The sequence below is a fragment of the Desulfitobacterium dichloroeliminans LMG P-21439 genome, assembly GCF_000243135.2.
In the GTDB taxonomy this organism is placed as follows: Bacteria; Bacillota; Desulfitobacteriia; order Desulfitobacteriales; family Desulfitobacteriaceae; genus Desulfitobacterium; species Desulfitobacterium dichloroeliminans.
This window is the reverse complement of record NC_019903.1, coordinates 701,269-716,512: the sequence shown is the minus strand read 5'-3', so window position 1 is coordinate 716,512 and position 15,244 is coordinate 701,269. Positions and strand designations below refer to the sequence as shown.

General features: G+C 44.4%; 11 protein-coding genes. All 11 read right to left on the bottom strand.

Going from position 1 to position 15,244, the window contains the following annotated elements; all coding sequences use genetic code 11:
• Positions 1-46 precede the first annotated feature (46 nt).
• The 11 genes from DESDI_RS03280 to nadA all read right to left on the bottom strand — a co-directional run bounded on the left by DESDI_RS03280 (position 47) and on the right by nadA (position 15,197).
• Complete coding sequence (locus DESDI_RS03280; RefSeq protein WP_015261213.1) at positions 47-1,186, bottom strand: mechanosensitive ion channel family protein; 1,140 nt, start codon at positions 1,184-1,186, stop codon at positions 47-49.
• A gap of 199 nt (positions 1,187-1,385) precedes the next feature.
• Positions 1,386-3,473, bottom strand: coding sequence for a glutamine synthetase III family protein (locus DESDI_RS03275; protein WP_041219245.1), 2,088 nt, complete (start codon positions 3,471-3,473; stop codon positions 1,386-1,388).
• Between the two features lie 175 nt (positions 3,474-3,648).
• The gene (locus DESDI_RS03270) at positions 3,649-5,019 is read right to left on the bottom strand and encodes an aldehyde dehydrogenase (RefSeq protein ID WP_015261211.1); all 1,371 of its coding nucleotides are present in this window, start codon (positions 5,017-5,019) and stop codon (positions 3,649-3,651) included.
• 46 nt (positions 5,020-5,065) lie between these two features.
• Positions 5,066-6,271 (bottom strand): iron-containing alcohol dehydrogenase, encoded by a 1,206-nt coding sequence (locus tag DESDI_RS03265; protein ID WP_015261210.1) that lies wholly within the window; start codon positions 6,269-6,271, stop codon positions 5,066-5,068.
• 175 nt (positions 6,272-6,446) lie between these two features.
• Positions 6,447-8,183 (bottom strand): sulfoacetaldehyde acetyltransferase, encoded by a 1,737-nt coding sequence (gene xsc / locus DESDI_RS03260; protein WP_015261209.1) that lies wholly within the window; start codon positions 8,181-8,183, stop codon positions 6,447-6,449.
• A 108-nt stretch (positions 8,184-8,291) separates the two neighbouring features.
• The gene (locus DESDI_RS03255; RefSeq protein WP_015261208.1) at positions 8,292-8,612 is read right to left on the bottom strand and encodes an SCP2 sterol-binding domain-containing protein; all 321 of its coding nucleotides are present in this window, start codon (positions 8,610-8,612) and stop codon (positions 8,292-8,294) included.
• A gap of 181 nt (positions 8,613-8,793) precedes the next feature.
• Positions 8,794-10,440 carry a thiamine pyrophosphate-binding protein gene (locus DESDI_RS03250; protein WP_015261207.1) on the bottom strand — a complete coding sequence of 549 codons (1,647 nt, stop codon included), beginning with the start codon at positions 10,438-10,440 and terminating at the stop codon, positions 8,794-8,796.
• 100 nt (positions 10,441-10,540) lie between these two features.
• Positions 10,541-11,800 carry an MFS transporter gene (locus DESDI_RS03245; protein ID WP_015261206.1) on the bottom strand — a complete coding sequence of 420 codons (1,260 nt, stop codon included), beginning with the start codon at positions 11,798-11,800 and terminating at the stop codon, positions 10,541-10,543.
• 85 nt (positions 11,801-11,885) lie between these two features.
• Entirely contained in the window at positions 11,886-12,815 is a 930-nt protein-coding gene (locus DESDI_RS03240) for a 3-hydroxyacyl-CoA dehydrogenase family protein (protein ID WP_015261205.1), read from the bottom strand.
• A 256-nt stretch (positions 12,816-13,071) separates the two neighbouring features.
• Complete coding sequence (locus DESDI_RS03235; RefSeq protein ID WP_015261204.1) at positions 13,072-13,992, bottom strand: LysR family transcriptional regulator; 921 nt, start codon at positions 13,990-13,992, stop codon at positions 13,072-13,074.
• A 119-nt stretch (positions 13,993-14,111) separates the two neighbouring features.
• Positions 14,112-15,197 carry a quinolinate synthase NadA gene (nadA, locus tag DESDI_RS03230; RefSeq protein ID WP_015261203.1) on the bottom strand — a complete coding sequence of 362 codons (1,086 nt, stop codon included), beginning with the start codon at positions 15,195-15,197 and terminating at the stop codon, positions 14,112-14,114.
• Between the last annotated feature and the right edge of the window lie 47 nt (positions 15,198-15,244).

The window sequence follows — 15,244 nt, the reverse complement described above, 5'->3', positions numbered from 1 at the left end:
TCCTGTTTTTTTAATTTTTACTGGTGCTCAATAATTCCTTACCCGTTCAATCCGAATTGTCTTGCCCTTTAAACTCAATTTTTCCCACTTCTTTCGGTACTTCCCCTTTGGCAGTTTCGATATAAACACTTCGCGAAGGAAAAGCAACAGATATACCTAGCTCCTCCAGTAGGGACATAATCTTAAAGTTAACATCCTCCTGAACCTCAAGGAATTTCTGCCAATTAGTTGTGTTGGTAAAAAAGTAGACAAAAATATCCAAAGAGTTATCACCGAATCGTTCAAAATAAACCAGAATGGTCTCGGGGTGAACTTCCGGATGATCTTCGAGAATGTTACGCAAGGATTTCACGCATTCCTGGAGCTGCCCAGCGGTTGTCTGGTAACTCACACCCAATTGAAAATTGATTCTCCGCTTCCCCATCCTCGACCAATTGGTAATAGCCTCATTGCTCATAACAGAATTAGGGACGGTCACCACGGCTTGGGCAAAGGTTCTGACCTTGGTGCTTCGAAAGCCAATCTCTTCTATAGTACCCTCAACACTGGGGGTTTGAACCCAGTCTCCAATGTTGAAGGGGCGATCCAGCATAATGGTCACACTACCAAATAGGTTTTTAGCGGTATCCTGAGCAGCAAGAGCGAACGCCAGACCTCCCAGTCCTAAACCTGTCAAAACACCGGCAATCTCCGTAAACCAGACTTGGGCAATGGTGATCGAGCCTAAGACAATAATGACGGCTTTAGCCCCTTTGCTCAAAAAGGAAACGAGCATATCGTCAAATTTATCGGCAGTGAGAAAGACTCGTCTTTCAAATAAAGCTGAAAAGACATCAGCCGCTCGGTAAGCCGACCAAAACAAAGTATATAAAACTAAAGACCGAATCACTCTGTAGGCAAATGCACCGATCTCTGGGGGGAGGATCAATACTTGTGTAGCAATCTGTAAGCCAATAATGATAAAAGCAAGCTGAACCGGCTTTTCCAAAGCTTCCACGATAGCATCATCAAGAGTACCTTTAGTCCTTTGGGTGAGTTTTCGCAGAAAGACAATGATCACTTTAGAAAATATTTTTCTCAGCAAAAGTGCCAGAAGCAGGATCAATAGTGCTATACCCATTCTCTTAATACTGGCGCCATAAATTATCGATTCCCACTGATTTTGGACGAGGTGCCATAAATCCATCTTCTGCCTCCTCATTATTATTCATCTCTAAATCTTTATGATGTACTTAGTATGTAACAACAACTATAGATTTAAATTATACCATGTACTGGCTTAAATTCTAAGGAGAGAATCTTCATTAGGCAACGAAATTATACTTTCTAAAAATGAAACAAAACCCACCGTATAGTGGGTTTTGTTTATCTAGCTATAGGAAGTCTTACAGCCTAAACAACATCTCCGCATAGCTGGGCAAAGGCCAATACTCTTGATCCACCAACTCCTCCAGCTGATCGGCAGCCATACGGAGGTTGGCCATGGCTGTGAAGACGTGATCCCGATAGAATACCCCTCGTTCAAACACCTCACCAATGACTTGCGCTTCCTTCGTCTTGATCTCGAGAGCTTTTAAACTCCTATCCAAATTAACCATCCGATCCGAGACCTGAATTAACAACCCTTCTTGCACCGTTACCGGGACACTGGAGACTGCTTTCACTGCAGAAATTCCGCTAGCTAGGCTTTGCAACATTTTCAGCCCTGCGGGGATAATTTGGCGTTTGCTCATATAGAGCATGGTTTGCGCCTCAATATTAATGGTTTTACTGTAATGCTCAAGCAGGATTTCATAACGGGAGTGCAGTTCTGTTGGACTGAGAACCCCGTGCTTGGCAAAGAGCGCTACTGCTTTTGCCGTGACCCAAGCCGGAATAGCATCCACGGTCGAGCTGATATTGGATAAGCCTCGGCGAGCCGCTTCCGCCACCCATTCTTCAGAGTAATTATTTCCGTCGAAGACAATTCGTGAATGCTGAAGGGCAATTTCCTTGAGCAGTTTTTTTAGTTCTCCCTGAAAATCCTCTGCCTCTTCTAAACGATCGGCCATTTGGCAAAGGGCTTCAGCGACTATGGAATTCAAAACGATATTCGGTCCGGCGATGGATAGTGAAGATGGCACCATGCGGAATTCGAACTTATTGCCGGTGAAGGCAAAGGGAGAGGTCCGGTTCCGATCCGTGGAATCCTTTCTCAGCAAGGGTAAGGTGTTAACCCCAATATTCATGCGGCTTTCAGCTATTGAGTGGGTTACCCCGCCATTCTGTAATTGGGCTAAGATATCGCTCAGTTGATCCCCCAAAAAAACCGAGATGATGGCTGGAGGTGCTTCATTAGCGCCCAAACGATGGTCATTGCCGGGGTTAGCTGCCGAGGCCCGGAGCAATTCAGCATGCTCATCAACGGCTTTCAACACGGCGCAAAGGAAAGTCAAGAATTGAGCATTCTCGTGAGGTGTTTTACCGGGATCTAAGAGATTCTTACCGCCACTGGTTGCCAAGGCCCAGTTGTTATGCTTACCTGAGCCATTCACCCCGGCAAAGGGTTTTTCATGGAGGAGACAAACCAAGCCATGGCGGTTGGCAACTTTTTTAAACACATCCATAATGAGTTGGTTATGATCGGTAGCAATATTAGTCAGGCTGAAGACGGGAGCAATCTCGTATTGACCGGGCGCCACTTCCTTGTGTTGAGTTTTAGCCGAAATACCCAGTTTCCACGCTTCCCGATTCACATCATGCATGAAGGCCGATACTCGCTCATTGATACTGCCAAAGTATTGATCCTCCATTTCTTGACCCTTAGGAGGCTTTGCCCCAAAAAGGGTTCGCCCGGTCAAGACCAAGTCCATCCTCTTTTCATAATGAGCTCTATCCACGAGGAAGTATTCCTGCTCGGGTCCCACGGTGCTGACCACGCGACTGGTCTCTTCATCTCCGAAAAGTTTGAGCATGCGGAGGGCTTGCTTCGATAAAGCTTCCATGGAACGTAGCAAAGGGGTTTTGTTATCTAAGGCTTCACCGGTATAAGCACAAAACGCAGTAGGAATACAGAGCACCACATTGCTCCCCTCTTCCCTTAAGAAAGCCGGTGAGGTGCAATCCCAAGCGGTATAGCCCCGGGCTTCAAAGGTCGAACGAATTCCGCCATTGGGGAACGAGGAGGCATCGGGTTCTCCTTTAACTAATTCCTTGCCGGAAAACTCCATGATAACCCGGCCATCATCAGTGGGAGAAATAAAGGAATCATGTTTTTCGGCAGTCAGACCCGTTAAGGGCTGGAACCAATGGGTATAGTGAGTTGCTCCCCTTTCAATCGCCCAATCCTTCATCGCACTGGCCACCACCTCCGCCACCCCAGGATCTAATGGCAGCCCATTATCGATGGTGCTTCTGATGGATTTGTAAATGTTTTTTGGAAGTCTCTCCCGCATAACGCTATCATTGAAGACATTTGTTCCGAAGATTTTCATTTTCGTTCCCCTTTCCTTTGCAACACACAAAAAGGCGCCCAAAAGGACGTACATTTGTACAGTCCATTTGAGCGCCTTTGCTCTTCTCTATGAGAATTTATGCCTTAAAAATAACATAGTACGAGGGTTGTTTTCAACAGTTATTAGCAATGTATACAATATTTATCGACTCAACCTATCTCATAACCTTTTTTACTAAGCTTAACTTATTTTTAAAGGGTGGATACCTGAAAGGAATATCCAACAAATTAGATCTTTTCATAATACTTTTTTGATGTGAAAAGGTATCAAAACTCGCCTTACCATGATATCCTCCCATTCCACTTTCACCAACCCCACCGAAGGGCATATAGGAAGTCGCTAAGTGCACAATGGTATCGTTGATACATCCTCCACCAAACGAGATATCCCTAAGGATCTGTTCTTCTCTTTCCTTTATAGTAGTAAAGAAGTAGAGTGCCAAGGGTTTGGGATGTTTATTGATTTGAGAAATAACCTCGCTTAAGTGCTCAAATTCCAGCACCGGCAAAATGGGTCCAAAAATCTCTTCCACCATGACTGGACTGTCCCAGGTTACATTATGAACAATGGTTGGGGAGATTTGACGGGTTTCTTCATTAAATTGTCCCCCGAAGACAATTTCTTCACCTAGGATAAGGCTTTGCAATCGCTTAAAATGCTTTTCATTAATTATCTTTGGATAGTCTTCATTTTTACTGGGATTTTCCCCGTAAAACTCAACCACGTATTCTTTCATTTTATCAATAAGCTTGCTCTTGATACTACTGTGAACTAGGAGATAATCCGGAGCTACGCATGTTTGCCCTGAATTCAAGAGCTTTCCCCAAATGATTCGCTTGGCCGCCAAGTCTATATTTGCAGTTTCATCCACAATGCAAGGGCTTTTACCACCCAACTCCAGAGTTACAGGGGTAAGGTGTTTGGAGGCTGCTTCCATGACTGTCTTACCAACCGCTACACTTCCTGTAAAGAAGATATGATCAAATTTTTCATCCAACAAGGTTTTATTAGCTTCTCTCCCACCGCGTACTACCGTAATAAATTCCTCTTTGAAATTCTCTTTTATGAGCTTCTCGATTACTACAGAGGTATTGAAGGAATACTCAGAGGGTTTAATAACCGAGCAATTGCCTGCAGCGATGGCGCCAATCAAGGGTGCCATCGCAAGCTGGAAGGGATAGTTCCAGGGAGACATAATCAGGGTTATTCCATGGGGTTCGGGATAGGTGAAGCTTGTGGCTAGGAATTGGGTTATCGGTGTTCTTACCCTTTTCCTTTTCACCCATTTCGGTAGATGCTTGAATGTGTAACTCAATTCTTCTAAAACAATCCCTATTTCTGTAGCATAGGCCTCAAAGGGCGTCTTGTTTAAGTCTTTACGCAAAGCCTCCCTGATTTCTTCTTCATTATCAATAATGACCTTTCTTAAGGTCTTGAGCTTCTCCATACGAAAATTCAGATCTTTGGTTTCACCCTCTTCAAAGTATCTTCTTTGCTGAAGGATCATTTCTTTGAAATCACTCATAACGCACACCTTCCACGGAACTTCTTTAGCTTTTTTAACTCTTTATCTATCTCTTTACTCTTATTAGGTCATAAAGCTTGATCAAGTCTTCTCTCGATAGAATCCTCGGTACTGGATAAAGTGGATTGGCCTCCTTAAAGGCCCGATCACTCATCGTTGGGATATCCTTCTCCATAATTCCGCAGATTGTTTCAGGTATCTCCATGCTTTGGTTAAGCTTCTTAATCGCATCAATAAATTTCAAAGCCTTTTCCTCTGCAGTATCCGTCTTTTCAGAAATTCCGATTAAATCGGCCAGTTCTGCTAAAGGTTTATGGGCTGGCTCCCCGTAGTATTCAAGCACATAGGGTAGAATCACCGCATTAGCCAGACCATGAGGTGTTCCATAAAATCCGCCTAAGGGATGGGCCAAGGCATGAACATATCCAACATAAGCCCGGGTAAACGCAATCCCAGCATAAAAGGATGCCTTCTGCATATTTTCACGGGCCACAAGATTTGTCCCGTTTGAATAGGCCTCAAATAGATTATCGAAAATCAGGTTTACTGCTTTTCTACTTAACTCTTTAGTTTCTCTGGTGTTACTTCTGCCGATATAGGATTCTACTGCATGAGTAAGAGCATCTAGGCCTGTCGTAGACGTAATATGAGGTGGCAAACCTACGGTAAGCGCGGGGTCTAATACAGCGTATTTAGGGATAAGCACCAAATCATTAATTGCATACTTCTCGTGTGTTTCCTGATTAGTGATTACTGCTGCAATGGTTGCTTCACTTCCCGTCCCAGCTGTTGTTGGAATAGCAAACAAAGGCGGGATCTTTTTTAAGACCTTGAATAGCCCTTTCATTTGGGGAATCTTCTTATGGGGACGAGCAATACGCGCTCCCACTCCCTTTGCACAATCCATTGGAGACCCACCTCCAAAGGCAATAATCCCCTTGCATTTGTTGTTATGGTACAGTTTTAGGGCTTCTTCGATATTATCGATGGTCGGATTAGGAACGATTTCATCATACACACTATACTTGATATCTACATCTTCTAATCCCTTAAGTAGGCTATTCATTAATCCTAAGGAAGAAATTCCTTTGTCAGTTACGATGAGTACATTATTGATGCCTTGATATTTAATAAGCCTGGGGAGTTGGCCTAGGCTTTTTTCCCCCTCAAGCAACTTAGGGGTGCGCCAAGGGATAAAATAGGTACCAAGCTTCAACACCCTTTGAAAGGTTCGACAATATAACTTATACATTTTATACTCCTCTTACAAATAATATCATCTTTGTTCAAATAAAAGTAATAGGTGCTTCTTTGCTTATGCCCTGCGGAATATACTTGCTGACATAGGCAAAGGTATAATTCCGTCAAAATTATGAGGAATTATACCTTTTTTTAACTACAACGAATGCTTCCCTAGCGTAAGACCTTTACCAATTTCTTACATCTAAATCCTTGTACTTAGGCAAGAGGCGAGTAGGTAATTTCAGCGCATCCTTTCTAAAAGGTGGTGCCAGTTGGGTTCCATCGCATACGATTTCTAGCACGGTGGGTTTCCGGGATGCCAAGGCTTTCTCTAAAGCTGGTCCCACTTCTTCTGGATTACTAACACGGATACCTTCTGCTCCCATGGCGATGGCCACTGGAGCAAAGCTTTCCGGATTAGGAATATCGGCGCCGATAAAGCGGTTGTTGTAGAAATCGATTTGATTTTTCTTCTCTGCACACCAAGCCATGTTACGGAAGACAATAGCCACGACGGGTAGATTATGTTCTACGGCTGTACTGACTTCATGGAGGCTCATTCCCCAAGCACCATCCCCGACGATTGCGACCACAGGAGCATCTGGATTAGCCATTTGGGCACCTAAAGCTGCTGGATAAGCAAAACCGGTATTACCAAAAGTCAATGCAGCGATATGCATCCCTTCACCTTTAAATCTCAGGTAGCTATTGGCTGTCGAGGAGACATTACCAATATCAGTAGTGACTATAGCATTTTCAGGCAATACGTTTTGGATTTCTAAAAGAGCACGGCGGGGATTGATAGGATCGCCATCTACCATAGCTAATTCAGCGATTTCTTTATCCCAAGCTACTTGACGACTCTTGATGACACTCATGTACTCCTCATTAACTTGAGGAGCGGGAATTTTCGCCTGTAATCCTTTGAGGATTTCTTTGGCCGCTTCTTTCGCATCAGCAATCAAACCTACTTCTACCGGATGGGTTCTGGCGATATTGCGAGGATTAATATCCACTTGAATAATCTTGGCACTGTCTGGGAAGTAATTGATGTCATATTGGGGAGTGGTACCGAAGACAGAAAGTCTAGTTCCCAAGGCAAGGATAACATCTGCCTCTGCCACTGTATTCATAGCTGCTTTAGAGCCCATATATCCGATAGGCCCTAGCCACAGGTGATGATCTGAAGGAAAAGCATCGTTATGGAGATATGTGCAGGCAACAGGTGCAGTAAGGAGCTCCGCAATTCTCGCTACGATGTCCTTGGATTGGGTATCTACAACTCCGCGACCGGAGATAATGACTGGGCGCTTCGCGGAACCTAAGAGCTCGACAGACTTAGCGATGGAAGCCAAATCGCCACAACCCCGTTGGGAAACACGATACTGATGGGGCTCGAGAATCTGCTCATCGATTTCTCCATAGAAATAATCCCTAGGGATATCATAGAGTACAGGGCCCCGCTCCGCGTAAGCGATGCGGAAAGCGGTCCGCAGGCAATCGGCAGCCCGGGAAGGATGAGGTACGCGAATGGTTTCCTTAGTAATAGCTTTGAAAATCTGAACGGTGTCTGCTTCTTGGAAGCCGTCCCAGCCCACTGTCGGAGTCCCAGCTGAGGGGCAAATAATAACCATAGGGGTATGAGCCGAATTGGCTGCCGCCACAGAGGTGACCATATTAGTGATACCAGGGCCATTTTGGCCAATGAGCACTCCTGCACGGCCGGTTACACGAGTATAAGCATCTTCCATATGTCCGGCGGATTGTTCATGACGAACAGGAACGAATTTAATCCCGGCTGTGGGAAAGAGATCTAACAGATCCATAAAAGCTGATCCTACAATACCTGTTACATGATCCACCCCTTCAGCCAATAAGGTTTCGCAGATAGCTTCACTGGGTGTCATTCTTACTTTTTCCATAGAACTTTCCTCCAAATCTACTCCAGCATATTCTATGCTTTACTAAGATAGTTACATGAAACCACCTATGACTTAACAAGACTCATGATTGTTAATCTTTTGCTGTTCTTAGTAGTATTGCTTAACGACTTCCAAAAGCCTTAAGGCCTTATCAACGCGGTCCACTTTAACCTTTCCAGTCATTAGACCCACTGTAGTGTTGAGTTGGTTTTTAAGTAATTTAGAATAATCATCATCAGAGATGGTTAGGGTCAACTCCGGTGTATGGGGGCAATCCTCATACACTGTGATTTGAGCATCCTTGATGACCATTTGGATGGGGCCACTTTCTTTTAGGTTAACTTGGAAGGTTAAATCCTTATCTTCCATATGACCTGGGTCAGTATTCATTTTCTCGCAAAATGAGTAGATTTCTTCTTTTACGCTCATTTCTGTGTCCTCCAATTTCTGTAGTAGTTAGCTGCTTTCTAATGTTGCATTATAAATTTACTTTGTTATTCAGTATATGTAATTACTCACATGCTTCAGGGTTTAGGTAGGGAACTGGGACAAGGGATCTATTCCCCTGTCCCCAAATTTGAATAATTATACCTGTACCCTTGTTCCACTCTTATCTGCTAGGGGGGCCGAATTGGGGGTCGGTGATGACGTTGACGCAGGACATTTTGCCGCAAGCTAGAGCACGGTCGATAGCGTTGCCTACTTCTGCAGGGTCTGTGACGAATTCACCGTAACCGCCCAAGCTTTCCACTACCTTTTCATAATGGACTTGTTCCATTAGCTCTACACCCACGAATTTGGCTTTGCCGTTGGCTTTCTTAGCCTCAGAGCGCTTGATCATGCCCCAGAGACCATCGTTAAGGATAATAGTGGTGATATCAAGTCCATACCGCTTCAAGGTATCGAATTCTGCTACTCCATAACCGAAGGCTCCGTCTCCAGTGATCATAATGACCTTCTTCTCTGGATGGGCCAGCTTAGCGGCGATGGCATAACCCATGCCCACACCTAAAGGACCAAAGCTAGTTGCAGCAATAGAGAGCATTTGTCCAGGGCCATAAGCTGGTAGTGCTAAAGTAGCCCAAGTAGCCGTATCGCCCCCATCGACGACGACGATGGTTTCTTCATTCACCCTTTGTGCAATTTGACTCATCAAATGAACTGGATGAATAGGTGAATGACTGGGGTCGCACATTTGGCCAAAGAGACCGGCAAATTGTTGTTTTACGGCATTAAGGAATCCTACCCATTGGGGACGACTTGCTGACTCGACTCCGGCATTGAGCTGCTTCAAAACTTCCTTAGCATCGCCGTGGATACCCACTTTAACGTCTAGCTGATTATTCAGTTCTGCAGCATCGATATCGATGCGGATGATTTTCATGTCTTTGCGGAAGTTTCCTCTGCCTAAGGTAAAGCCAGGTCTAGTGCCGATAACGATGGCTAGATCTGCTTCTGCCAAAAGGGCTTGGAGAATGGGGTGATCATAGCCGGGGCTAATGAACAATGGATGTTTATCAGTGATGCATCCTCTGGCTGCGTTGCGGGTTGCGAAGGGAATGCCGGTTTTTTCTACGAATGCTTGGAGTTCATGATGAGCTTGGGAGAACCATACTCCAGAACCAGCGATGATGACCGGCTTTTGAGCTTCTTTAATCAGTTCCAGAGCAGCTTGAATGCTGGCAGGATCTCCTTGGGGCTTGCTTTCAGTGATATATCTTTCTTGGAACTCCACTGTGGAGAGATCTACTTCAGTTTCCATAAGATCTCTGGGAACCTCGATGTAGACTGGTCCAGGTTTGCCGGTAGTGGCATGAGCGATAGCTCTTCCCACATATTCCGGGATCCGTTTGGGCTCAGAGACAGCACGAGCATGCTTAGTCATTTGACTGAGAATAGCCATTTGATTAAAATCTTGGAGCTCGTTACGGTCATTTTCCGTAACCCGAGCTTTACCGCCGAGAGCAAAAACCGGGAACCCTCCCACATAAGAGTTGGCTAAGCCGGTAAGTAAATTAGTCACCCCTGGACCGGCAGTTCCTGTGCATACTCCGAATTTACCGGTGGTTAAGGCCCAGCCTTCTGCTGCAAAAGCAGCGGTCATTTCATGACGAACACCGATGAAGGGAATACCCAGTTCTTCACAGCGCTCCATGGCAGGATAGATATGCCCACCTGGAATACCAAAGATATATTTAGCGCCTTCCTTTTTCAAGACCTCAGAAACAAGAGCTCCTGCTCTGCATTTTCCTTCCATGAGAAAAACCTCCGTTTATTCTTAGTTCAGTAGCTAGCCAACAGACTAGGCCTGCTCCATAAATAGCACTTCTGCCTACGCTCACTAACACTACACATTGTTACTTGGAAATAGCATTTGGATTTAAGGGGTCGATATTTTTCGGTTTCTTCATCCCCGTTTCCGGCAAGAAGAAAAGAATTAATATGAGGGAAATTAAGGGTAAAGCCACGGCAACGGCTGTTGCATTTCCTAGGCCTAGCCAGATTGCCATAGTAGTAACCGCGGTAGGAACAATAATCTGTCCCATTCGGCCGACGATGTTATTGGACCAAGCCATGGCATTCGCACGGATTTCCGTTGGGAAGAGCTCGTTCGTTAAAGTGGAACCTACGATTAAGAAAGAGTTAACAAATCCCGCGGAAATAATGCTGCAGATCAGTACTGGGTAGAAGCCTGTTAGAGTAAAGGTCAATACACTAAATACACAACCAACGATGATGATGATGGTAGCAGCACGCTTGCGTCCGATGACGTCCATCATTTTACCGTTCATGGCAATGACGAAGATTCCAGTAAGGGTTTGGAGAACGAGGCCTAAGCTTACCATGTTGGGAGTCCAGCTTAATTCACTAACCACTCTGAGGGAGAAGAAGTTCAAGGATCCTTTGACTCCGAAATAAAGGAATACCCATACCAGACACATGACGACCATATACTTGGTAAAAGGACTCCGCCAAGGACCAAAGAAATCTTCCTTCTGCGCACGATTGCCTTCCTTCTTTTCTTCTTGTATCTGTAGAAAAGCCTCTGTTTCAGGCAAATTCTTTCTCATAAGGTAAACAGGAATGATAGGAATAGCACCTACTACATAAAGAGCTCGCCAGCTTAAACCAAAACTAGTGAAAACGGGAAGCAGAATTCCAATCAGCAAAGCCCCGAATACAGCAGTCAACTGGAATCTCCCCACAGCTTTTCCTCGATGCTCCGTGGAGAACTCCTCACAAAGAATTACATATCCCACAGACCAACAGCCTATTAAGAAGATCCGAGCTACAAATTGGAAGAAGATAAACACTTGGATATTAGGAGAAAAAGCTGTCAAGAAGCTGCACGTAGAATACAAATACACGCAGGTTAAAAATACTCTGCGGCGACCGATAGTGTCCGCCATGCGCGAAACAAAGAAGGCTACCATGGTACCAAAGGCAATAATGGACAGTGCATAGCCGGACATCTGGGTGGTCAGATTGAAATCTGCTTTAATATAAGGTAAAGCAATATTGATCAATGCATCATCGAAGCCTTCGAAAAACGCCCCCAAGATGAGGATGGGCCATAGGGCTTTTTGACGCGGGCTTAAGGAGAATTTTGTGTTCATCTCTATTTTCCTCCCGAGTGAAAGTTCCTAACTTCAGGAGTTTTTAAACCAAAGTCATCCAAGGTGACATGCCACTATATGCGCTTTATTCTTTAATGTAATCGTTAAAGAGTTTAAGCTGTTCTAAAAGACCTGCTTGTCGCTGCATGGAGACCTCATTAGAATCCTCTGGATAGGTGAAGAATCCTTCCCCTGATTTTAAGCCTAATTTCCCTTCCTTAACTTTTTGGGTCACTGTAGCGGGAACTGTCGTGTCATTGCAAAGATCCGGGAAAATGATATTGTAAGCAAAGGCACAGGTATCTAAGCCGATGTAATCCATGGTTTCAAAAGTTCCTTGCCATGCGGATTTGAATCCGATACAAGCTGTATTTGCTACATCCAGATCCTCTAGAGAAACAACTCCTTTTTCATAGAGGTACAGGGCTTCCCGAGCCATAGCTGTCTGCATCCGGTTGATGAGGAAACCTTTGATAAATTGATTGATGACAATAGGTTTTTTTCCACACTTCTCTAGTACTTCTCGGAGCCAAGCTACTTTTTCTGGATTTGTTTTGTCGTTTTTCACTATTTCTACTAAGGGTATGATTTGGGGTGGATTCATAAAGTGAGCCACGAAGAAACTTCCCGGACGAAAATGGGGAAATATCTCTGGTAATGGCAAGGCCGATGTATTGCTGACAATAACAGTATCTTTAGGGCAGAACTGATCTAAATCCTCATAAACCTTTTGTTTTATGTTAATAACCTCAGGGATAGCTTCTATGACTAAGTCCGCATCTTTCACTGCTTCTTCTAAGCTGGTCATGGTTTGGAAATTGCTCATTAGGGTCGTGACATCCTGATTGGTGATCCCTTTGGATGCCATTAAGGTTAGACTATTACGTATTTCTTTAGTTCCTTCCGCTAAGGCTTCCACCTTAATATCAGACATAATTACATGATGTCCACCCATGAGGAATACCTGAGCAATACCAGGTCCCATAACACCTGAGCCAATAACAACTATATTCATTCCTTATGCCCCCTTTTATGAGGTGACGGCGCCATGTAACCTCTTATATACATTGTAGTCACTTTCACTTGTTCTGGCTAACACATAATTTAGAATATTCTGCGGGATGCCACAAATCTGATTTGTGGCCTTTTATCCTAGAGAGTTTGCAGCAAGTTACTAACAAGTCTTTGCTAAGGCATATAGATGTATAAAAAAATCCGAGAGAGTCTCTCGGATAAATAGTTAAAGATTTGCTCATGAGCTATAAGCTTGATCAGCAATGATAATCTTGTGTTGTTAATTTAAGATAGCTAATGAATTCCTTACAGAGCTCTGTCTGTGAATTAACACTAGAATACACCAACCCAATGGTGATATTATTGTGCTTTTCGATGGCTATAGGAACTACTTCCCCCTTCTTGAAAATAAGCTCTTTTTCCAAACCAATTCCGGTAACAAAACCCACTGCTAAACCTTCTTCAATCATTTTTTTATAGATCTGCATACTATTTGATTTCTGAATCTGTATAGAAGAGGGGTCCTGATAACGCTTGATAGTATCCAGAATCCACCCATAGAGATCTTCGGATACAATCAAGTTTTGTTCAAAGAGTTCGGTATGCGAGATCACACGCTTTTTCTTAAGGGAGGACTTTTTTCCGGCACAAACAAAAATCTTATCGTCAAGAATATTTTCATAGTTCAATCCCAGGTCAGAGATGGTCTCAGAAAATCCCTGATCCTCGCCTGTGCGGAAGATAATACCAACGTCACTTTTCCCCTCAGCTACATTACTTATAATTTCTTGAGGACTGTGCTCCTTTAAAATGACATTGACCTGGGGGTGCAGTTTATAAAAGGAAACCAGAATATCCGGGAGGGTCATGTAAGGAACCACGTCAATGCAGAGGCTACCTTTAAGGACTTTTTTGGCAAGCTGTTTCTTATTAAATAGAGAATTCAGCTCGTCAATCTTTGTCAAAATCTCCTGTGCTTTATTGACAAATTCCTCCCCCTCACTGGTAAGGGATATACCCTTATGGGAACGTACTAAAAGCTCAACATTAAACTCCTTCTCCAAATTACGAATGGCAACACTAAGATTCTGTTGGGACACATGAATCTGCTCCGCAGCAACAGTCAGGGATTTATTCTTGCTCACCTCAACAAGATAGTATAGCTGCTCAATACGCATAAACACCCTCCATCCCATCATCCATAGTGCTCGTGCATAATCCTCCTGCTACTCCTTTGCCCCGTCCAATCTTAGAAGAATTGTAGGATAGATTGAAGCTTATTTAATCTTGAGTAGTTTTACTTACTCAACTCCAGCATGCGTTCGAGAGCCACCACAGCATCCTTAGCTATTTCAGGCTTGACGCTAATCTGATTGACCACCTTGCCTTGCTGTAGGTTTTCCAAAACCCATAGGAGATGGGGCTGGCTGATACGGCTCATCATCACACAGAGGCAAACATTTTCATTCAAGCAGATGACGGTTTTATCGGGATTTTCCTTGGCCAAGCGACTGACTAGATTGATCTCCGTTCCCACCGCCCACACACTGCCGGCAGGAGCTGCCGTAATTTGACGAATGATAAAATCGGTGGAGCCGCTCAAATCGGATTTTTCTACTACAGCATGACTACATTCCGGATGGACAATCACCGTAATGCCCGGATACTGACTCCGGACATAATCCACATGGGCGGGAGTAAATCTCTGATGAACACCGCAGTAGCCATCCCAAAGAATAATCTGCGGGGCGACCTTCGGCAATTCAATATCCCAGTTCTCTCGCTGCCATTGGAACATATCTTCTTCCTCTAAGCCCAGTTGGATAGCGGTATTGCGACCGAGATGCTCATCGGGAAGGAAGAGCACATGCTTGCCCTCATTAAACAGAGTCTTAAGGATCTTCAGGGCATTGGAAGAGGTACAGGTTAACCCCCCATGACGGCCACAAAAGGCTTTGACTTCCGCCGTAGAGTTCACATAGGTTACAGGCACAAATTCCGCTTGGTACTGGGCGGTAATCTGATTCCAACATCGCTCCACATCTTCTAGTTCTGCCATATCAGCCATAGGACAGCCCGCATCTAAATCCGGCAGGATAACCTTCTGCTCAGGCGCACCCAAAATATCAGCGGTCTCCGCCATAAAATGCACACCACAAAAAACAATGAACTCAGCATCCTTCGCTTGGGCAGCCAATTGAGAAAGCTTCAAGGAATCTCCGCGGTGATCGCAATAGCGAACAACCTCATCTCGTTGATAATGGTGTCCTAATATCACGAGCTTCGAACCCAACACTTTCTTCGCTTGCTGAATCCGTCGATCCATTTCCTCCTCACTGAGAGAAAGATACTGCTCCGGTAGAGGCTTTTGACTCATGTTCATATCTTAACTCCTCCGTTTCCACACCTAAACTGCAACTATCCTTACGT

Bases quoted from the DNA above. Each gene is read 5' to 3' on its own strand.
- DESDI_RS03270 (WP_015261211.1), bottom strand. From the start codon at position 5,019: ATGAGTGATTTCAAAGAAATGATCCTTCAGCAAAGAAGATACTTTGAA.
- DESDI_RS03240 (WP_015261205.1), bottom strand. From the start codon at position 12,815: ATGAATATAGTTGTTATTGGCTCAGGTGTTATGGGACCTGGTATTGCT.
- DESDI_RS03245 (WP_015261206.1), bottom strand. From the start codon at position 11,800: ATGAACACAAAATTCTCCTTAAGCCCGCGTCAAAAAGCCCTATGGCCC.
- DESDI_RS03255 (WP_015261208.1), bottom strand. From the start codon at position 8,612: ATGAGCGTAAAAGAAGAAATCTACTCATTTTGCGAGAAAATGAATACT.
- nadA (WP_015261203.1), bottom strand. From the start codon at position 15,197: ATGAACATGAGTCAAAAGCCTCTACCGGAGCAGTATCTTTCTCTCAGT.
- DESDI_RS03235 (WP_015261204.1), bottom strand. From the start codon at position 13,992: ATGCGTATTGAGCAGCTATACTATCTTGTTGAGGTGAGCAAGAATAAA.
- DESDI_RS03275 (WP_041219245.1), bottom strand. From the start codon at position 3,473: ATGAAAATCTTCGGAACAAATGTCTTCAATGATAGCGTTATGCGGGAG.
- DESDI_RS03280 (WP_015261213.1), bottom strand. From the start codon at position 1,186: ATGGATTTATGGCACCTCGTCCAAAATCAGTGGGAATCGATAATTTAT.
- DESDI_RS03265 (WP_015261210.1), bottom strand. From the start codon at position 6,271: ATGTATAAGTTATATTGTCGAACCTTTCAAAGGGTGTTGAAGCTTGGT.
- xsc (WP_015261209.1), bottom strand. From the start codon at position 8,183: ATGGAAAAAGTAAGAATGACACCCAGTGAAGCTATCTGCGAAACCTTA.
- DESDI_RS03250 (WP_015261207.1), bottom strand. From the start codon at position 10,440: ATGGAAGGAAAATGCAGAGCAGGAGCTCTTGTTTCTGAGGTCTTGAAA.